Origin of the sequence: Psychrobacter sp. GP33, from assembly GCF_014119005.1 — a bacterium.
Lineage (GTDB): Bacteria > Pseudomonadota > Gammaproteobacteria > Pseudomonadales > Moraxellaceae > Psychrobacter.
Map to the genome: position 1 here is coordinate 66,596 of NZ_JACGYX010000005.1, position 21,690 is coordinate 88,285.

The 21,690-nt window shown below is 43.5% G+C and carries 15 protein-coding genes; 6 read left to right on the top strand and 9 right to left on the bottom strand.

Annotated features, from left to right (window positions below; genetic code table 11):
• Positions 1-64: 64 nt before the first annotated feature.
• Positions 65-1,000: a LysR substrate-binding domain-containing protein gene (locus H2245_RS08095; RefSeq protein ID WP_182406899.1), complete on the top strand. Its 936-nt coding sequence runs from the start codon at positions 65-67 to the stop codon at positions 998-1,000.
• A gap of 148 nt (positions 1,001-1,148) precedes the next feature.
• Here H2245_RS08095 and H2245_RS08100 read toward each other — a convergent pair whose 3' ends face one another.
• Positions 1,149-1,610 (bottom strand): universal stress protein, encoded by a 462-nt coding sequence (locus H2245_RS08100; protein WP_182406900.1) that lies wholly within the window; start codon positions 1,608-1,610, stop codon positions 1,149-1,151.
• Between the two features lie 356 nt (positions 1,611-1,966).
• Between H2245_RS08100 and H2245_RS08105 the strand changes: the two genes are divergently transcribed.
• Positions 1,967-5,032, top strand: a complete 3,066-nt coding sequence (locus tag H2245_RS08105; protein ID WP_182406901.1) for an insulinase family protein — start codon at positions 1,967-1,969, stop codon at positions 5,030-5,032.
• A 118-nt stretch (positions 5,033-5,150) separates the two neighbouring features.
• On the opposite strand, the gene H2245_RS08110 is transcribed toward H2245_RS08105, so the two are convergent.
• Positions 5,151-6,470 (bottom strand): serine hydrolase, encoded by a 1,320-nt coding sequence (locus H2245_RS08110; RefSeq protein ID WP_182406902.1) that lies wholly within the window; start codon positions 6,468-6,470, stop codon positions 5,151-5,153.
• Positions 6,471-6,651: 181 nt separating this feature from the next.
• Positions 6,652-7,215, bottom strand: a complete 564-nt coding sequence (locus H2245_RS08115) for an NUDIX hydrolase (protein WP_182406903.1) — start codon at positions 7,213-7,215, stop codon at positions 6,652-6,654.
• Positions 7,216-7,618: 403 nt separating this feature from the next.
• Here H2245_RS08115 and H2245_RS08120 point away from each other — a divergent pair, with 403 nt between their 5' ends.
• Positions 7,619-8,389: a CoA pyrophosphatase gene (locus tag H2245_RS08120; protein WP_182406904.1), complete on the top strand. Its 771-nt coding sequence runs from the start codon at positions 7,619-7,621 to the stop codon at positions 8,387-8,389.
• Between the two features lie 89 nt (positions 8,390-8,478).
• Here H2245_RS08120 and H2245_RS08125 read toward each other — a convergent pair whose 3' ends face one another.
• Positions 8,479-9,792 (bottom strand): oxygenase MpaB family protein, encoded by a 1,314-nt coding sequence (locus H2245_RS08125; protein WP_182406905.1) that lies wholly within the window; start codon positions 9,790-9,792, stop codon positions 8,479-8,481.
• A gap of 106 nt (positions 9,793-9,898) precedes the next feature.
• A complete protein-coding gene (nhaA, locus tag H2245_RS08130) occupies positions 9,899-11,098 on the bottom strand; it encodes a Na+/H+ antiporter NhaA (protein WP_182406906.1) in 1,200 nt (399 codons plus the stop codon).
• Positions 11,099-11,659: 561 nt separating this feature from the next.
• Here nhaA and H2245_RS08135 point away from each other — a divergent pair.
• A complete protein-coding gene (locus H2245_RS08135) occupies positions 11,660-12,415 on the top strand; it encodes a TSUP family transporter (protein WP_182406907.1) in 756 nt (251 codons plus the stop codon).
• 148 nt (positions 12,416-12,563) lie between these two features.
• Here the strand turns inward: H2245_RS08135 and H2245_RS08140 are convergent, their stop codons facing one another.
• The 3 genes from H2245_RS08140 to radC form a co-directional block, all read right to left on the bottom strand.
• Complete coding sequence (locus H2245_RS08140) at positions 12,564-13,937, bottom strand: dicarboxylate/amino acid:cation symporter (protein ID WP_182406908.1); 1,374 nt, start codon at positions 13,935-13,937, stop codon at positions 12,564-12,566.
• A 404-nt stretch (positions 13,938-14,341) separates the two neighbouring features.
• Positions 14,342-17,233, bottom strand: coding sequence for an acyl-CoA dehydrogenase (locus H2245_RS08145; RefSeq protein WP_182406909.1), 2,892 nt, complete (start codon positions 17,231-17,233; stop codon positions 14,342-14,344).
• A gap of 335 nt (positions 17,234-17,568) precedes the next feature.
• On the bottom strand, positions 17,569-18,252 hold the full coding sequence (gene radC / locus H2245_RS08150) for a DNA repair protein RadC (RefSeq protein ID WP_182406910.1): 684 nt from the start codon (positions 18,250-18,252) through the stop codon (positions 17,569-17,571).
• Between the two features lie 178 nt (positions 18,253-18,430).
• On the opposite strand from radC, the gene coaBC reads away from it, so the two are divergent.
• Both coaBC and H2245_RS08160 read left to right on the top strand, forming a co-directional pair.
• Positions 18,431-19,804 (top strand): bifunctional phosphopantothenoylcysteine decarboxylase/phosphopantothenate--cysteine ligase CoaBC, encoded by a 1,374-nt coding sequence (gene coaBC, locus H2245_RS08155; RefSeq protein WP_182406911.1) that lies wholly within the window; start codon positions 18,431-18,433, stop codon positions 19,802-19,804.
• A 68-nt stretch (positions 19,805-19,872) separates the two neighbouring features.
• On the top strand, positions 19,873-20,646 hold the full coding sequence (locus H2245_RS08160; protein WP_182406912.1) for a sulfite exporter TauE/SafE family protein: 774 nt from the start codon (positions 19,873-19,875) through the stop codon (positions 20,644-20,646).
• Between the two features lie 56 nt (positions 20,647-20,702).
• Here H2245_RS08160 and H2245_RS08165 read toward each other — a convergent pair whose 3' ends face one another.
• Entirely contained in the window at positions 20,703-21,611 is a 909-nt protein-coding gene (locus H2245_RS08165) for a histone deacetylase (RefSeq protein ID WP_182406913.1), read from the bottom strand.
• Positions 21,612-21,690 lie beyond the last annotated feature (79 nt).

Consider the following 21,690-nt stretch of genomic DNA (forward strand, 5'->3'; position numbering starts at 1 on the left):
TAATGTTGGACACATTTAGGATGTAAGAGCTTTAGCAAATAAATCACAGCAAGGAGCCAAAGTAATGAGAAAAGCGGTGCAAACCTTACCAAGGATAACGCTGCGGCAGCTGGCAGTATTTGTAAGTATTTATCAAACGGGGAGTACCAGTCGCGCCAGTGAAGAACTGCATTTGTCACAATCGGCGGTAAGTAGTGCATTAACCGAGCTAGAAGCACGGTTACAAATGCCCTTGTTTGAGCGGGTGGGACGCAGGCTAAATCAGCATCCAAACGCGTATCCCATTTATATCCAAGCGCAGGCAATCTTGGGGCAGGCGCTGAGCTTAGAGTATTATCATAAGCACCAAGCAGGACAGATTCATATTGGCGCGAGTACCACGATTGGTAACTATGTATTGCCACCATTATTAGCCAAGCTATATGACATACAACCTAAGGCAAACGTAGATTTATATATTGCTAATACGCAAGAGGTGGTGACGGAAGTTGAGCAGCTGAATATTGATATTGCTTTGGTAGAAGGGATGCCGCGTCCAGCCGATAGTAAGGTAATCGAGCAGCGCGCATGGCGAACCGATACTTTGATGGTATTTGCAAAGCGCGACAGTAGATGGCTGAATGGTTTAGCAGAATATGATGCCATAGATGACTGCTATCGGTTGAGTATTACCCAGCTGGCAAAACTGCCATTATTAGTCAGAGAAACTGGTTCAGGAACTCGGCAAATCATTGATGAGCAATTATTGCAATATATGCCCGATGCTGATGTGGTGATGGCGATTCAACAATCAGAAGCAATTAAGCATATGGTTAGTGCAGATATTGGTTTGGGCTGTCTGTCACAACATGCGATTCATGCTGAATTGGCAAACGGTAACTTGGTTCAGGTGAAGGTTGCTGGGATAGATTTGGCGCGCACATGGTGGTTAATCTGGCACAAATCGCGTCATCAAAGTCCAATTTGGCAGACGTTTATCGATATCATTACTGAGGTTTAGAGGATAAATAACTGATAAAAAAGTGCAGCGTCATCGGTCTGATACGCTGCACTTTATAACAATGCTATCTTATTAAATATATTGCACTTTATTGAATAGACGATACTCTATTTTGATTTTTACCATATTTAATAAAGTAAATCATTGTCTATTTATTGACGGGCTTATCAAGTCTGACGACTAAGCTGTCACATGGTACATTTGGCAAGATATTATCAGCCGTTGCACCGCTGAGCCATGCCGCAATACCGTGACGCTCATGACGACCGATAACGAGTAAGTCAACGTGATGCTTTTCGCAATAGTTGATGATACCTTCACTATTAGAGATAGCTGTGGTCACCTCAGAGTTGACATTATACAGCTGGTTACGCTCTAAGAACTGCGCTAAACGTCCACGGGCTTCTTGACAGCGCTCATCATCAATCTGATCATATAGGCTAGAGGCGGGTACAAGCTCATAGCCGAACCCGACCATGGTATCTTTGACAATATGTAGTACTGAAAGTCTTGATTCAGGGCGATTTGCAACGATGTGTTTGGCTTTTTCTGCAACGACATCCGCATCTGACAATAAGTCCGTAACCAATAAAATATGTTTGTAAGTCATGAGTATCCTCCTCCTATCAGATAATCTTAACTATAACACCAGTCGTGACAACTGTTCAGTAGTGCTATAGTTAACGCCAGCCACCTAGCTTAACTTTCCCACGTCACCTTGACTTCTTACAATAAACACCCCATCTATATTCGTTAAGAAAATTGTTAAAGTCGTTATCAGGCAAATTCTGTTTAACAGTTCTGCTTATTGGTTTGACTGTGACACTAAATATGAAGATTACCCAAGAATTAATGCGATAAAAATTTAGTTAAATTATCGATATTAACTTATAACAATTATCTCTTTAATCTTCACTTTTTAACCATTATTTATCCTGCTATTAAGGGTAAATACTAAGGACAAATATGACTGACACGCCATTTACTGCTGATTTAACCTTGCATCCTGCTTTTGCGCTCATTGAGCATCGCCATATTGAGGCGCTGTCGATGGATGTGCTTATCAGTCAGCATACGCAGACCGGAGCGATGCACTATCATTTGGCACATGCCAGTGATGAAAATGCCTTCTTGGTAGGTTTTCGTACCCAGCCGATGGATTCGAAAGGCGAGGCGCATATCTTAGAACACGTCGCTTTATGTGGCTCGAAAAAGTTCCCCGTTCGCGATCCTTTCTTTTCAATGATTAAGCGTTCATTAAATACTTTTATGAATGCGATGACGGCGGCGGATTGGACAGCGTATCCGTATGCCACGCAAAATAAAAATGACTATTTTAATTTATTAGCTGTTTATTTGGATGCGTCATTTTTCCCAAATATTCATCCGCTTGATTTTGCCCAAGAGGGTATTCGTGTTGAATTAGATAGCGATGACAAGCCGCAATTTAAGGGTATTGTTTTTAATGAGATGAAAGGCGCGATGAGCGGCGAGATTGATCAGCTGTATCATGCCGTAGCCCATCATTTATTCCCAACCACTACTTATCACTATAATTCTGGCGGTGATCCTGCTGATATTCCTGACTTGACTCATAATGAATTGGTTGAATTTCATCATAGCCATTATCATCCGTCTAACAGTGTGATTATGAGCTTTGGTAATATTCCAGTTGCAGAAACTCAAGCCAAGATTCATGATGATGCGCTCATTCAATTTGAAGTCGGCAAAAAGCATGTGTCACGCCCTGAGCAACGTTTGAGCGCACCGATTAGCGCCACTGATACGTACACCGCTGATGAAGTAGGACCTGATCAAACCCATCACGTGGTCGCATGGTTATTGCCTTCGATTATTGATCCTAAGCAGCGCTTAGCATTACGTTTACTTGAAGGCGTATTGGTTGAGCATGCAGGCTCGCCATTACGTGCCTATCTTGACAGCCATCCTCTCGGTAAAGCGCCAAGTCCGCTATTGGGTTTAGATGACAGCCATTATGAAATGGTGTTTTATACCGGTCTGCGTGGCTCCAATCCTGAACATGCCGAAGCCGTTGAGCAAGGGATTATGGACTTGCTAGCTACCGTTGCCAGTACACCGATAGATGAAGAAACGATTGAAACGATATTGCATCAAATCGAGATTGATCAGCGTCATATTGGTGGCGATAGTATGCCTTACGGTCTGAATCTCATGTTAGAAGGCTTTAGTACCGCGATTCATGACGGCAATCCGATTGATGTTTGGGAAGTTGATGAGCATTTATTATGGTTGCGTGAGCAAGTGCAGGATAAAGAGTGGTTGCCGAATTTAATTAAGCAGCATTTGCTTGATAATCAGCATCGTGTTCGCTTGACTCTCACGCCTGATAGTGAAAAATCAGCGCGTCTGGCGGCGGCTGAACAGGTGCGCCTAGATACTATTGCGATGGATATGACCTCACATGATAAAGACATTTTAAAACAACAAGCATTAGATTTAGCAGCGCGTCAAGCAGCACCGGATGATTTAAGCTTACTACCAAAAGTAGGCTTAGAAGACGTACCGACGGATATTAGCTTTAAACAGGGCACACAAAAGCAAATCCAGTTAAGCGGCAAAGAAAGTACGTTATTTGAATATGAAGCAGGTACTAATGGCTTATATTATTACCAAATTATTGTGCCGTTAACTGATGATATTGGTGCGACAAACTCTAATGAGCTGCCCGCCAATGACGTGATTAATCATCCGCTATTGCCGATTTATTTAAGCTTGTTATCAGAGTTGGGCACCGATTCAATGGATGCTTATGAACTGCAAGCCAAGCAAGCAGCGCATTCGTCAGGGGTGACAGCACGGGTCAGCCAGCGCACCAATATTGACAGTAACCAGTCAATTAGCAGCTACTTTGTGGTGGCAACGCGTGCGCTTAATCGTAAGCCTGAAGCCATTGATTTGGTCAAAGAGGTGATGGAGCATAGTATCTTTACTGAGCATGATCGTATTAAGGAGATTTTGCAGCAGCGCCAATCTGGGTGGCAGTCCAACCTTGCTGGTTCTGGGCATGCCTATGCGATGCAAACCGCCAGTCGCGGTATGAGCCGCCAGTCGCAGTTAGAATATGTGCGTAGCGGTCTGCCAGCGCTCAATGCGCTTAAAGATTTCTTAACTCATGCTGCTACCGATGATACCCAGTGGGATCACTTAGCGACCAGTCTTATGAATCTGCATCAACGTATTATTAGCTTACCTAAGCATGCGCTTATCATTTGTGAAGCGGAGCAAACCGAGCACTTGCGCGATTTGATCGTGAATAGCTGGGAAGACAGTCGTGCCGCAAAGCTTGCTACAAAAGATATCAATATTGAAAGTAATGTACCGAGCGAATTTGCAGATTTAACTATAAATCCTGCCTTAGATGGCGAAGACAATACACCAGAAACTGCCAACAATGGAGAAACAGTAGATGTTGCGGATTTAGCATGGTTGGTGGCAACCAATGTATATCATAATGCCAGTGCTTATACCGTGCCTGCCTCTGATCATCCTGATACCGCAGCTTTAATGATATTAGCGCCTTATCTACGTAATGGTTACTTGCATAGTGCGATTCGTGAGCGCGGCGGTGCTTATGGTGGCGGTGCGGGTTATGATGGTAATGCTTGCGCCTTTAAATTCTTTAGCTACCGCGATCCACATTGTGCAGAAACTTATGCGCATTTTGATGCCAGTATTGAATGGCTGCTAAATGAACCACAAACGGCTGAGCAATTAGAAGAGGCTATTTTAGGGATTATATCTGGTATGGATAAGCCAGGTTCGCCAGCAGGTGAGGCGGTCAAAGCGTGCTTTGCAGACTTGCATCATCGTGGCATTGAGTGGCAACGTAAAATGCGCGCAGCAATATTAGCAGTAACTATTGCTGATTTGCAGCGTGTGGCAAAACAATATCTGCAAGGGCAAAAACATGTCCGCGCTGTACTTGCACCTTATGATAAAGAAGAAGCCGTTAAAGCATTAGGATTTGAAGTTTGTAAAATTAAAAGCTAATGGTCTAACCAAAATTGTTGCCAATAGCCACTTAATATTAGTATAAAAAAACCGCCGATTTCAATAGAAACGGCGGTTTTTTATTTTTTATGAATGATTGTTATTAATCTTTGAGCGCTTACTTTTTAATTAAATAATTTGCCAAAGCGCTATAAGCAGGTAATGAGGTAGGGTCAATTTTACCGTTACCCGCTTCAGGATAAGAGGCAAACCGTACGATGACCATATCAGCGGCTGGGTCAACGTAGATGGTCTGACCATGAACACCGCGCGCGGCATAAATAGGGGTAGGGTTATTAAACAGCCACCACATACTCTTATAGCTGCCATTTTTTAGCTGATTATAGCCTGCCGTGGCAAAGGCTTTTTTGTCGCCGCCTGCTTCGATACTGTCAACGACGGTAGTAGGGAATAAGCGCTGTCCATTAATTTCGCCCTTGTTTAACATCAAGCTGCCAACACGTGCCATGTCGTGTAAACCAGCACTTATACCACCGCCTGCAAATGGTGTGCCTTTACCATCGATAGTCATATAGGCGCTTTGTTCGGCACCGATTTTTTGCCAAATACGCTCTGATAGTAGGTCATCCACTGCTTTACCCGTGGTACGCGAGATAATCCAGCCGAGTGCATCACTATTGATGGTTCGATAATTAAACTCCGTTCCATGTGTGCCTTTTTTCTTCACGGTTTGTAGGTATTCAAAGTAACCATTTGGACCGGTATAGTCTTTAGCTTTGGGCAAAGGGCTTGCCGCTTCTGAGTACTTCCAAATGTCTGCCTCAGGATCGGCATAATCTTCGCTATAATCCAGTGCGGTAGTCATATCCATCACTTGGCGGACAGTCGCATCACCAAAGCCACTGTTTTTTAGCTCAGGAATAATCGTACCGACTAAGGCTTTATCATTCAACTTACCTTCGATTACTAAGGTTTCTGCTAACAGACCGGTAAGCGATTTGGTCATCGACATGGCAGCATGGTTACCAAGCTCATTAAGACAGCCATTTTGACGTTCATAAACCACCTTACCGTGATGCATGACCATAATGCCGTCAGTATAGTTTGCATCAAGCGACTGCCGCCAGGTCATTTTCTGTTTACTACCAGTCGGAGTAAAAGTAATGGCGTCGATATTTTTATCAAGTGCATAATCAAGCTTAGAAGGCGCGCCGATACCGCGACTGACTTCACTGGTAGGCATCAGCTCGCGAATGTGGCAAACCGTCCAGCGCAATTTGGGAAAGCTAAAAAAGTTGGACTGGGGCTGGGCAATGAGTTTATCATCTGGTGGCGGAAAGCCCTGCATCCAGCCCATAACTTGCGGATCGGATTCCTGCGCCGTTAGTGGGGTATTTTCAGCATTACCGCTCACACTGGCAAGCCCGAGGGCTAGGGTGAGCGGTAATAAGGCAAAAGACTGGTGTAATGTGCGCATTAGTATCCTCGGCAATTAAATCAAAAGTGATGGGTTTGAAAAGCTCAAGTTGAGCTAAAACATAGGCAATAAAAAACCGTTGATGAGATTTTAGAATAAATCTTATCAACGGTTTTTACTACTTGCTTTTGTAAGCCCAGCATCTCAATTGACTTGCCAGCACTGCTTAAATAAGTACTGCTTAAAAACGCTTAATGCTTTGGTCTTTAGCAATATAGTCTTGATGAACCGGAAAGTCGGCATGATTATTGAATTGTTTACGATCGGCAAAAAAGTTGGTCAATGTGCGCCGTACCGCCTCAAAGGCAATCTTATCCCATGGAATATCTTCTTCTGCAAATAGGGCACAATCTAGACTTTCTGAGCCAATACCATACGCACCATCTTTTAAATCATTGAGATAAATCATATAAATTTGACCGATATGCGGTAAATCATAAATGCAGTATAAATGCGGGTTGGTCACGACCGCATCGGCTTCCTCAAAACTTTCACGCGCTGCGCCTTCAGCAATGGTTTCACCATTTTCCATAAAGCCCGCTGGTACCGTCCACAAGCCATATTGTGGTTCAATGGCACGACGGCACAACAGCACTCTGCCTTCATGAACGACCAATGAGCCGCAAATTATTTTTGGGTTTTCATAATGAATATAATGACAGTTGGGGCATACCAAGCGCGGTATATTATCAGTGGCGGGAATTTTGCGTTCAGCTTCGTGACCGCATTCGAGACAATAACGCATATGAGCTGCCTTTTATCAATGAAAAAGAGGTAATCTAAACAATAACAGGTAAAGACGGATGGCACTATAGGTCTTTACCTTAACCGTACTCAACCCTTAGGTTAACTGGGATTTAACGTTAGCTTAAGATAGCATAAATTTGTCTCGTAGCGCATAGTCATCGTCGCTAAGAGGTGGCTGTTACAGGATGTATAATAACCCTCAGCCTTGTTGCCCGTGTTGAAAAATTTTGCTTAAGAGGTCATTTAAGAAGATAAGCTTTATTGTATTGTTATGAAACTAACTATTAATAGCACTAATAATCGTGAACTCTACCGATATTATTATAAATCAGCGCCTTATTATAAATAATATTTAGCACTTACCAAACGTAGCACTGACTAAAAAAAGGACGGATATTATAATGGCATTCCTACCGCGTTCGCCACATTTTGATGAATTGGCAGTCGCCTTGCCTGCTGATATTCGTCAGCCTCTGCTCAGGCAGTTGGCAGAGCGGATGCAGGGTGAGCTGTTAGGCATAGAGCCAGCTTTATCAGTGCCGTCATCAGTTCTATTACCAGCGCCATATCCTGTGAACTGTAGACAGGAGATGAGCGCGCAAAGCTTACGTATTTTGAGCATGTTGTATCAAACGCCGATTGCTGATGCTTCAATTTTGGTGGCCATTACAGATGAACCGCGTCCGAAATTACTGTTGACGCGCCGCGCTATACATATGAACAGTCATGCCGGTGAAGTATCGTGTGCAGGCGGTAAATATGAAAGTGGCGACGGTAATAACGTGGTGACTGCGCTGCGTGAGGCGTGCGAGGAAACCGCGCTACCGCCCAATAAAGTGCAGCTACTCGGTCAGTTGCCCATTCAAACCTCTAAAAGTGGTATGAGCGTGCGTCCTATCGTGGCATTGATTGCCCCAGATTTGGTATTGGTGCCTGATCAGGGTGAGATATCTCGTATTTTCTGGGCGGATTTTGAGACGCTGATTACTCAACCGACGGTAGAGTATCGAGTGCGTTATACCATGCAAGCTCAAACTTCAACACTGTTAACCCCCAGTTGGGAGATTGATGGCGAAACGGTCTGGGGCTTAACAGGGCGCGTGCTGGCAAGTTTGCTTGAAACGGGATTTGATCGCCAGCTTGAGTGGTATTACCATATCCAAAATACGTAGCTGTAAAGTAAAAACTCGGCAGATTGCACATTGGTTGTCGTCGATGCTTACTTATAAATAATTACTGATAAATAATTACTGATAAATGATTATTTATAGTAATCGTCATTTTTCTTTAGCCACCAGTTCATATTGTCTTGGCGTTTGGCACGAAATTGCTCAAGCTTGGCAGCAACGATTTGATTGTGCTGGCGGGCGGTATCAAGAGCAAATAAAATCGGTACTGAGGACAAAACACCAAAGCGAATCTTCGACTTTGGCAGTTCTAACCCATCGCCAATATCATCGCCAACTATGGTGCGAGTTACGCTGGCATTGACCATCTCGACAAAGCGCCCACGTCGATTGTCTTCACCCATCAATTGGCGCGGCAAATCATGTAAGGCTTTTGCTAGTGGTCGTCCCATCTTAAAGTCAAGCTGTTGAATGGATAAATAAGTATAGAGCCATTCCCAGCATGCGTTTTCATCTTTCGGTAACCGCTCTAAATCAACACCCATCCAATAGCTGGCAAGATTCCATAAATGCAAGATACCTTCTGCTTCCTCGTGACTGATACGTGCACCAAGCAGGCGTAGACCACGCATAATCAATAGCGAGAACTGCAAATGAGTGGCAATCATATCGGTCTGATTAATCGGTATACCCCAATAGTCGGTATTCCAGCTGCCGTCTAGATTGTGATGGGTGCTACCGATAAGTGAGCTATCAGGTGAATTATGGACTGAAGATAATTTACCTTTGATTAGATTTTGGCGTACTAAAGTATGAATCTGGCGCACCTTTACCGATTGCTGCCAGCCTTCAGAGCCAATGGCTAATACTTCAGTAATAGGCGTGCGCTGCGAATGAAAGGAATTATCCTGTTGCGGGTGCTCAGATACGGCAAGAATATAAGCATAGGTACGCATCAAGCGTGGTAGCGCATCGTGTGTTAACGCCCCAGTTTGAATCAGCGGTAATGATAGCGCTGGAATACTATAACCGGTCATCAATGCCACATTTCGCAGTAACCAAATAAGCATTAAGGGGTAACGACGATAAGCAATAGCGCCAATTTGCGCAAGCTTGGGGTCGAACCAGTCCGGATGATTACTAAACTGGTCAGTTAGCGCCATAAATGCTGTGTTATCAGCAAGCTTAGGGTCTATATTTCCAGCAATGATGGCATGTTGTAAAGGTTTGGAGAAGCGAATGCCGTCTGCTGCCAGTGTATCTGCCAGAGGATCACCGATATCATAACCTGAAACTATTTCCTCTAATAATGCAGGAGAAATGACAAAGTTCTTTGGTAAAAGATAACGTTTAATTCGCTTTAATACTTGTAAGTCACTATGGTTATCTATGGCAGTGGTGCGTCCGTGCCGTTGATAATCTGGCATTTGATTATTAATAGTCATCATTATTCATATCCATAATTATTAATATTCGGATTTCTCAATACATATTGCTCGATTATCAATCAACCTTAGACCTACCTTCAAGCTTCACTTCTCACATGGCATCAATTTAATGACGGGTTAAATCTACCGATTTTACGCTGACATCGTCTTTTAGCACTACTTTTAACATGAAGTAACCAGCAATGGCTGATACGATAGAACCCATAATAATACCCAAACGCTCATCAAATAGTGGGGTATCACCACCAAATGCTAAGCCACCGATGAATAAACTCATGGTAAAGCCAACACCGCATAATAATGCAGCACCGTAGATTTGCTTAAAGTTCATGCCCTTTGGCATGGTTGAGATATTCAGTTTAAAGATGACCCAGCACATAATCATCACACCAATTTGCTTACCGATGAATAGTCCAGCGGCAATCCCTAGTGGCACTGAATGGAATAGCTCAGCGAAGCCAGCACCTTCTAGCGAAATTCCAGCATTGGTAAAGGCGAATAGCGGTAAAATACCGTAAGAGACGGTATTTTGTAAATCGTGTTCTAACTCCTCTAGCGGTGAATGTTCAGGGTCAGTGCGATCGAACATCGGGATAAACAGCGCCAATACCACACCAGCAAGCGTCGCATGAATACCAGATTTCAGTACGAAAATCCACATGATGACACCGATAAGAATATAGGGCGTAATGCTGGTCACGTTGCGGCGGTTGAGTAGATATAGAAACGGCAAACACAGTCCGGCAAAGGCAAGCGAGCTTAATGATAAGTCGCTGGTATAAAATAAGGCAATGATTAAAATAGCGCCAATATCATCAAAAATAGCAATAGAAACCAAAAAGACTTTTAATGAATTGGGCACGCGATTGCCAAGTAAGCTTAGGATACCTAGGGCAAAAGCAATATCAGTTGCTGTTGGAATTGCCCAACCTTTTAGGAACTCTGGCTCATGATAGTTAAAAGCCACATACACAATAGCAGGTGCAATCATACCGCCTAATGCCGCTCCTGCTGGCAAAACAATTTGCTTTAGATTGGATAGCTCACCAACGAGCACTTCACGCTTGAGCTCAAGTCCGACTAAAAAGAAGAAAACCGCCATTAATCCATCATTAATCCAATGATGGGCGTCTTTTGCAATGGCAAAGCCACCAATTTGGATGGCGATAGGGGCATGAATAAAGGATTCATACCAAGTATTGAGCGAAGTATTGGCAATAATCATGGCAGCAATAGCAGCAAGCGCCAGCACAATCCCGCCTGATGCTTCCAAATCAAAAAAAGCTTTCAGTCTTCTTATTGCCATATCATCCTCATTGATTAAATAAATACTGTCTAACTGGCTGATGCACTCAGCCTTACGATTTTTATACTATAAACAATATCATTGCTAAAGCACGTTATAGTCGTGTATTGATTGGCGACAGTGGGTCTTTGTTTTGGATGCCCAGTTATATTAACGTCGTCTTCTTTACTCTATATTATCTTAACCGAGTGCTACATCGTCATCACCAAACACTATCCAGTATTACTAACGGTAGACTTAAATCGTCTGACTTTTCTTACAAATCTAGCAGACTTTACGACGTTTTTGGTTTTTTTTATACAATTAACCTTATAATATGTCGCTTTTGCCCATGAGCATTGTGTTTCCAGCGCTGAGCCAGCTTTCGTTTGCTGGGTTCATAAAAATCAGTGCTGATAATTAGTACTAATTACCAATCATCAATATCGACCTATAGCTAGTTTCCATTAGCGATATCGACAAATGGCAAACGGTAATTAATAAGCGGGTAGAGTCGTAAAGAACAGGTAGCGGCATTCATTACTGTCATTTTTTATCATTTATTTTTACAAGGTTAAGGTTATGGACGTCTCGCTTACTTTAGAAGTTATTTTGATGCTGACGGCGGTGGCAGCGCTTGCCGGATTTATTGATGCTATCGCTGGTGGTGGCGGTCTATTGACCATTCCCGCGATGCTGCTTGCCAATATTCCGCCTGTGTTAACGTTGGGAACGAATAAATTGCAAGCGGCATCGGGTGCATTAGCGGCGTCTATCACCATGATTAGGAATCGCGTTGTTTATCCGAAACAAATCAAGACGGCTATTATTGCCGCGTTTATCGGCTCCATATTCGGCTCGATTGCGGTACAGTTATCGCCACCGGATTTCTTAGAAAAGCTGATTCCGTTTTTGATTGCAGCGATTGGTATTTATACTTTATTTGCGCCAAAGTTGGGTGCAGTAGAAACCAAACCGCGCATCAGTGAAGGCAAGTGGCAGAAAGTAGCTGCACCAATAATAGGTTTTTATGATGGCTATATGGGACCGGGCACGGGGATGTTTTTTGCTCTTGGTAATGTGGCGTTGCGTGGTCGGCGTATTGTGGAAGCCACAGGGGCAGCAAAGGTACTGAATTTATCCACCAATATTGGCTCGTTGATATTTTTTATATTGGGCGGTAATGTACTGTGGAAAGTGGGGCTGGCAATGATGGTCGGGCAGACGATAGGCGCTTATTTTGGCTCGCATATGGTGATGAAAGGCGGTAGCAAACTGATTCGTCCGATGATTGTATTGGTCTGTCTAGCGATGGTGACCAAATACGTTTTGGGTTGATTTAATCCTCGTATTGTTTATAAAATAAAAAATAGTCTTAGTATCATACCCACTCATAATATATATAGTGAGCGCCCATAAAAAACCCCAGCTTTGATAACTGGGGTTTTTATTTGCGTCAATAAATGAATGTCGTTAGCAGGTTAATCTAGCCGCGTTTATGGTCATCATATTCGCTACCGAGCAAGTCATCGTTAAACACAGCAGACAATTCACGCTCGCTATCAGCATCGATATGACCATCAAACATCTCTTTTGCGCCAGCATTCGGGTCATTGTAAACCGCCAAATCCATCTCGCCTTCCATTTTCGCGACGATAACCGTCACGGCGGCATCGCCACCCACGTTTACTGCGGTACGGAGCATGTCAAGAATACGGTCAACACCCAAAATTAAGCCAATACCTTCGATAGGCAGACCAACTTGCGCAAATACCATCGAGAGCATAATCAGCCCTACACCCGGTACACCTGCCGTACCAACAGAGGCAAGTACCGACATCAAGATAACCGTTAGATAGCCTGTAATACCCAAATCGACCCCATACAAGTTGGCAATAAAAATGGTTGCCGTGCCTTGCATGATTGCCGTGCCATCCATATTGATGGTCGCGCCAAATGGAATGGTAAAGGACGCCACTGAATTATTCACGCCCATACGCTCGGTCACGGTACGCAAGGTAATGGGAATCGTGGCATTAGAGCTTGAGGTACTAAAGGCAAAAATCTGCACATCACGCATTTTTGCCAAAAAGGTTTTTATTGATAAGCCGGAAGTCAGCTTGAGTAACACCATCATCGTTACAAAGAAGTGGAAGAAGAGTGCGCCGACCAATACGGCAACGTAACCCAATAACGACCAAATAAGATCAAAACCCAGCTCTGCCATTGCTTTGGTCAGGAGCGCAAACACACCGTACGGTGCGAGATTCATAATGATGGTCACCATTTTTAAGATGACTTCATTGATGAGCTCTAAGCTTTGCACCAAACCTTTTGCAGGCTTGCCGACCATCAAAATACTGATACCAATTAACATCGCAAAGAAGATAATCGACAGCATATCGCCATTTGCCATCGCGCTGATGGGATTAGACGGGATAATATTAGAGAAAACATCAATGAGGGGCGGTGCTGACTCTGCTTCGAATACCGCTTTAGTTTCGATTTGCATGCCTTTACCAATACCAAAGAGTGAACCAAGCCCAATAGCGGTGGTAATTGCTAATGCGGTAGTCACCATATAGATAAAGAACGTTTTGCCACCAATTCGACCCAAGAGCCGTATATCACCAATGCCGCATACGCCGCAAATCAAGGATATCAATACCAAAGGTACAACCAGCATTTTTAGAGAATTAACAAATAGCTTACCCACGATGGCAAAAAAACCATTGGTCACGTAGGTATTAATAAAGCTGCCTTCAGCATTTAAACCAAAATAATTGATGGCCAAACCTAAGACGATACCCAATATCATGGCGACAATAATCTTGCCGGTCAGTCCCATATTTTTCCACATAATCCTATCCTTTGTGTGCGTATAACAGCGCAGACGGTCGCTTATAATCTCAATGCGAGGCTGATAAGTACCATTACTATGTTTTTAACTGCGCGTTATTACGTCTATAAATGTATGGTCTGTCATCCGCTTACAGACTGTGCGGCACAATATAAGATAATAGTTAGGGCTACTGCAATATTTTTTTATGAATCAGTAGATTTTATATTTGAATATTGCTCTTTTTGGCAGGTAGGATGAGCAATAAAACCTAATAATTAGGCAAAATAAACTAGAAAATAATTCATAAAAAAAGCTACCTGATTCGGCAGCCTTTTTGTGGTTTTGTTAAGAGTCATTATCTTCTAGATGTTATCTTCGCAGCATTATTCAGGAACTTTATTTTATAAAAAATACTGTCATTACTATTCACTATCCTCTTTACTTCCGTGAACATTATCACGGCGTAGACCATCTTGCCATTTAGCATCGCTGTGGTTTTCACTCATACGATTATTTAGAATGACCTCAGCGTCACGGGTACGATAATACAGCGCTTCTTCTTTAGTAGGTGCTTTATTAAAATCAGTCTGCCCCCTGCGTTCTTGAGTGGTATTTTGCTCACTCACCATTTTTACATCACCGTCAGGCTCATAACCATGATTGGGATTAGTATCCCCTGTTTGTGGTTCGGCTTGCTGATAATCTTGGTAGTGATCAGCACTGTTTTGATGATTAGGCAGCTTATTGTCTTCTATTGCTGATTCTTTATCGATATATGTACCATTTCTAATTTGAGCGTCTTTTTTTAATTGCGCATAGTCTGTCAATTTATCGACTGCATTTTCTAAACTGTGTGGATTGGTGCGTTCTTGTACTTGTTCTAAATGCTCATCAAAAGTATCTGTTAACAACGAGTCAAAACGTAGCGCATTATAATGAATCAGCACTTCTGCTTCTTCTTCGCTAATGTCACCGTTTTGACTGGCTTCCACCACAAAATCTTCAAAAGTTAAACCCTCAAAGCTGCCTTTATGTTCTGCTTTTTTAAACCGTTGCCATAACGGCTCAACGGCCAATAGCGTCTGATAGGCATTTTCCATACGGCCAGTAACATCATTCGGCTCAGTATTATAATAAACCATGGTTTTTAGATAATCGCGGAATGGATTGGCTTTAAAGTCATCCATAAAGATATCGCCAAGTTGACGCTTTAGCTCGTCGCTCGCAGGTTTAAAAATACGACCGCTTGGGAAAGTCACAAAGCTGACCACGCCTGCCGCCATACGATTGGGAAAATTATCAAAAAAGCTGACAAAGGCTTCTTGAATAGTAAATAAGCTGTGCTTTAATGCCACTTCCGCATGCAACTGCTCAGCTTTTGATTTACTGCCGTATTGGTAAAATTGCAAAATAGCGGTGGCGATAAATAGATGACCATGAATATCAGCAAGACGACCGGATAGCATTTCTTTACGCTTTAAATCGCCAGCCAGTAAGCCCAGTGCCATGTCAGCCGTCAGCGCAAAGCTGGTGCTCAGACGGTTGATGTGTTTGTAATAAGGGCGGGTAAAGCTGTCGGCAAATAGGGGCGCATCATTACTACCGCCCATGTATCCTGAGACAAACGCTTTAGCACCACGATTAAAGGTATAGCCCAAATGTTTAAAGAATAAAACATCAAACGGCTTAATAGCTGCTTTTTTATCATCACTTTGCAGCAGTTGTAACTCATCAAATAAATACGGATGGCAGCGCATTGCCCCTTGCCCAAATATCATCAACGAGCGCGTTAAAATATTAGCGCCCTCAACCGTGATAGAAACAGGAATAGCATGATAAGGAATGGCTAAAAAGTTGCGTGGTCCCATTTGAATAGCGCGACCACCGACCACATCCATACCATGATTGACTACCACACGCATGGTTTCAGTAGCATAATATTTTGCCATTGCCGTCATCACCGATGGCGTACCACCTTGATTTAAACCGCAGGTAACCAAGTGGCGAAAGGCTTCTAACATATAGGTTTGGCTGGCAATATAGCTGGTAACGTCTTGCACCCCTTCAAATTTACCAACGGATATTTTAAATTGCTCACGTACTTTAGCAAATGCGCCAACTGATAAGTAGGTCATTTCACTGGCTGATGTTGATAATGCCGGTAAGGAAATACCGCGACCTACGCCCAGACATTCCATCAACATCCGCCAACCGCGTCCTGCGTTTTCAACACCGCCAATAATATAATCAAGCGGAATAAAGACGTCAGTGCCATCAACCGTACCATTCATAAAGGGTGAGCCACTTGGATAGTGACGAGGTCCAGTGATAACGCCTTCATGGCTTGCCGGTACAAGGGCGCAAGTGATGCCATAATCGGTTTTATCAATATCCCCCAATAACCCTTCTGGGTCATACATTTTAAATGCCAATCCAACGACAGTGGCAATCGGTGCCAAAGTAATCCAGCGCTTGGAGAAATTCATGCGCAGACCCAAGGTGTATTCGCCATCGTGAATACCGTAGCAAACCACGCCCGTATCAGGAATAGCGCCCGCATCAGAACCAGCTTCCGGACCTGTTAGCCCAAAGCAAGGAATCTCTTCACCTTTTGCTAAGCCCGGTAGCCAGCGCTGTTTTTGCGCATCCGTCCCGTAGTGCATTAATAGCTCACCAGGACCTAGCGAGTTTGGCACCATACAAGTGACCGCAGCGGTTGGCGAGCGTGAGGCAATTTTACTCATGATTCGGCTTTGCGCATAAGAGCTAAATTCCAAGCCGCCATATTCTTTCGGGATAATCAGCCCCAAAAAGCCATTGTCTTTTATAAATTGCCACGCTTCTGGCGACAACTCTTTATCGTCATGTTGGATTTGCCATTCATCTAACATCGCGCAGAGGTATTCAACTTCATTATCAATAAAGCTTTGTTCTTCGTCCGACAGTTCAGGATAAGGATAATTGGCAAAGGTTTTCCAGTTTGGATTGCCCATGAACAGCTCTTTTTCCCACCAGCTGGTACCCGCGTCGAGCGCCTCGCGTTCGGTGTCGCTCATGCTTGGCATCGCTTTACCAAGTGCTTTATAAACTGGCTTGGTAATCAGTGCACGACGAATGGGCGCAATCAATAATATCAAGCACAGGAGAGCAATAGGCGCACCCAAAATCAGTGACCATGGACTGATATAGGCGGTGACCACTATCGTGATAATCGCCACGATACTGCCCGTTATGCGCGACAACGACTGCAAAAAGATGGCCAAAACGACGGCTAACTGAACCAATAGTGCCAAAATAAATAAGCCAATCGTCATGACTGTCTCCTTAGCAAAGAGTGAATGAGTGAAGAGGAACAGCGCTACAAACCATAACCTGTCATGATAACGCTTAATAATGTAGGAAAAATAGGATTTACCTAGAGAAGAGTAAGCATTAGTAAATACATTTTAACCCATCATACAGAATACAGACACAAATCCTGCTAATAATATGAGTGATATTGACGTAATTATCAATAATGAAACCGCTACCGTATGTGAACGCTGGTATCTGTTGTAATCCATAGCGTCGTCTCTAGCGTTGCCTCTATCTTTTAGTTATTGCTAATAACTCTAGATTTGTCCTTAGTAAAATTGTTGCCAGTAACGCTTTAGGCAAAAGGATAAAGCGCGTTTTCTGCATACGATAAGGTATCGTTGCGCCCAACAATAATATGGTCGATAAGAGATAAATCGATTAAATCGCAGGCTTTTTTCAGCTCATCGGTTAAACGGTTGTCTGCCGCTGAAGGCTGAGCATCAGTGTGCGGATGATTGTGCGCGACAATTAACTGACTGGCAGAGTGCGTTAATGCATGACGCAGTACGTGCTTGATACAAACTGAGCAAGACGAGATACCACCGGTAAACAGTATTTCATAATTGAGTAAATTGAGTGCATTGTCCAAACACATTACCGCAAAAACCTCACGGTGCTCTCCACGTAATTGGGTGCTGATATAATCTTTGACCACTTGCGAGCGTCCAAGCGCTTGCCCCGTTTTTAGCTGGCTGTCGAGATAACGCGTGCCCATCTCTAACGATGCCAATATTTGCGCGTATTTAGCAGGACCAATACCGTGGCAGGCGAGGACCTCGTCTTTGGGCGCGGATAATAACTCAGCAAGACTACCGAAATGAGTAATGAGATGCCGTGCCAGTTCGATCGCGGATTGCGATTGTGTCCCTGTGCGTAAAAATATGGCTAATATTTCAGCGTCTGATAAATGCGCTGCCCCAAATTTTAATAATTTTTCTCTCGGTCGATCGTCTTCATGCCAGTCTTTAATGGCCATTACTATTCCTTTATTATTTTTTTGAAATGGTATATTGATAAGTGTTGTATAAAATAAACATAAAATTATCGTAAGCAATTATCGATAAGGGCGGAAAATTTTACCCAACTTATCGCATAATTGTTACTATAAGCGCCATTTTATCCTTTAACTTTCTATTGTTGATAATGCCACGCTTATGAAAAACATTGTGCTCGCTATCACTGGCGGTATCGCCGCTTATAAATCTGCTCTATTCGCACGCTTACTGATTAAGTCGGGCTACGAAGTGCGCGTCATTATGACGGCTGGGGCGCAAGCTTTTATTACTCCACTGACCTTACAAGCGTTAACGGGTAATGAGGTACATACCTCGCTACTTGATGAACACGCTGAAGCGGGCATGGGTCATATTGAACTTGCCAAATGGGCTGATTTGGTCATTATCGCGCCTGCTTCTGCCAATACGTTAGCAAGATTGGCGATGGGTATGGCAGATGATTTGTTGACCACAGTATGTCTAGCTACTACTGCGCCTGTCATCGTTGCACCTGCCATGAATCAGCAAATGTGGGCACATCCAGCGGTGAATCTGAATGTCATGACCTTGCGTGATATGAACTATCATATCATTATGCCAGCCAGTGGCGAGCAAGCGTGTGGCGATGTAGGGGCAGGACGCTTACCAGAGCCTGAACAGCTATTGGCTGAGCTGCGTCTGTTTTGTGCCCAGCAGACCATTCCGCAGCGGCTGTTGGGTAAAACCGTGGTCATCACAGCGGGTCCAACGATAGAAGCCATTGACCCGGTACGTTATTTATCCAATCATTCCTCAGGAAAAATGGGTTTTGCCTTGGCACGCGCGTGTGTTGAAGCTGGTGCAGAGGTGATTTTAATCGCTGGCGGTAAAGTCGCATTACCGACACCGCTTGGCGTCACGCGCATTGATGTTTTATCTGCCGAAGAGATGCTTATTACCGCGCAACAATGTGTGTCTGGAACTCATGCTGCATTGCAGTTTGAAGAAGAGCACGACCATGATCATCATCACGAGCATGACCATCATCATGACCACAACCATGCGCACGATAACTGCGACTGTGGCGATGAGCCTGCTGACAATATATCAGATGATGATAATGCACTAATCGCAGATATTTTTATCGCAACTGCTGCCGTTGCCGATTATCGTACCGAGGCAGCAGCGCCGCAAAAGATTAAAAAGACCCAAGAGACAATGCACCTTAATTTGGTTAAGAATCCTGATATCTTAGCCACCATTTCCCATGCGCATCCAGAATTGTTCGTGGTTGGCTTTGCTGCGGAAACGCAAGAAGTACAGCGTTACGCCCGTGGCAAACTTGTTAGTAAAGACTTGGATATGATTGCTTGTAATGATGTTTCACGTACGGATATTGGTTTTGCCAGTGATGATAATGCCATGCAAGTCTTTTTTGCCACCCGTTATGAGCAAGAGGTGGTCACGCTAGATAAAGCCCATAAAAATGAGATTGCTGAGCAACTAGTGGCGATAATCGGTGACACCTTAACACAACGTCAATATGGTGAATAATGCTTGTTTTATAGTGGTAACCAATCTTTGCAGTACATTTTTTCTTTTACCAAATGGCATTTATAATAATGGATAGCACCATTATCCAAATGGGATTGCTGGTTACGGTATTTATAGGAGCGTCAGTACTGCATGGCATTAGCGGTATTGGCTTTACATTAATAGCGACCACGGCATTAGCCAGCATTTACCCATTGCCTTATGCCATTGTATTGGTTATTTTCCCCTCGTTATTACTTAATGCCACCACCTGGCTGATCGGTGGTGAGCGCAGTATTTGGCAGAATATTAGCCATTATAGTCGGCATTATTGGTTGTTAGCGTTGACCAGCTTACTTGGTAGTTTGCTTGGCGCTCAGCTATTATTGTGGGTCAATAGTACGTATCTGTTATTGTTACTGGCAGTGGTAATTGCTTTTTATGTTTTAAATTCGCTGTGGGGTAAGGCGATTGAGCTGCCTAATACTAAGTTTGTTCTGATCGCTGTGGGACTAAGCGCTGGTATTATTGGCGGCGCAACCAATGCCATGTCCGCCATGCTAATGATGTACTTGCTCTCCGCAAGTGACGAGAAAAACACCATCGCTAAGGTCGGTAATATGTGCTATTTCTTAGGAAAATTGGCACAAATTATCATATTACGTGAGCCAATTATGGCGATGAGCCGTGCAGAATGGCAAATAATCTCTTTAATCAGCGTACTATCTATTGTGGCAACATTGATCGGCATTCGCGTGCATCATTACTTACCGCAAGCACGCTTTCGTCAGCTTATTCTATTGATTTTAGCAGTTCTGGGGGTACGTATTGGCTGGCAAGGTATCACGGCATTGTTGTTGTGATAGTCCTATAAAAAAGTCCTTAAAATTGATGCCAATAGATTCAGTGATGTTAAAAACTATTCCGCAAAAAATATCTGTTGCGCCAAGCGAAAAGTATTACAGTGTGCCTCAACCACATCATCAATATCTTCTGAATAGCCACCGCCCATGACGATAGCAACGGGTATATTTGCCGCTTTTGCTTGGCGTAATACGTACTCATCGCGCGCTTTGCAGCCTTCTTGCGACAATGCCAATTTACCCAGCGCATCCGTTGCCAAGACATCGACAGCGGACTGATAAAAAATCATATCGGGCACAAATTCCTGAATTAAGCGCGGCAACGTATCTGCCAGAATTTGTAAGTATTCAGCGTCACCTGTATCCGTTGCCAACTCAATATCAAGATCGGATATTTGCTTACGAAACGGATAGTTTTTGGCGCCATGCATACTAAATATAAAAACGCGTGACTCGTTTGCCATAATACTGGCATTGCCATTGCCTTGATGCACATCCAGATCAACGACCAAAATTCGCTGTGCCTGTCCACGCGCCAGTAATAAATTGCTGGCAACACAAACATCATTAAACACGCAGAACCCTTCGCCATGATCGGCAAAGGCATGATGCGTACCGCCTGCGACATTCATCGCCACACCATATTGCTGTGCATAGAGCGCACATTCATACGTCGCGTGTGCAATATAACGCCCCCGCTCAACCAAAGTCGGCGTCATCTCAAAACCAATTTGGCGTGCTTCTTTGGCAGTCAAGGTTTGGGTTTTTAGCTTATACCAATATTCGGCAGTATGGGTGGTCAATACTTCTTCTTCACTTAATTTTTTTGGCGCAAAAAAGCTATCGTTTGTGATAGTGCCTTCCGCTAATAATCGTTCTGGAATCATAGTGTATTTTTGCATGGGAAAGCGATGTTTTTCGGGGACTGAATAACGAAAAATCTCAGAATAAGCAATTTTTAGCATGGTTATTTACTGTCTATAGGTTAGATGCTGTCATAAAAGATCGTTGAAAAAACTTGCGTATAAAAAATTACGTATAAAA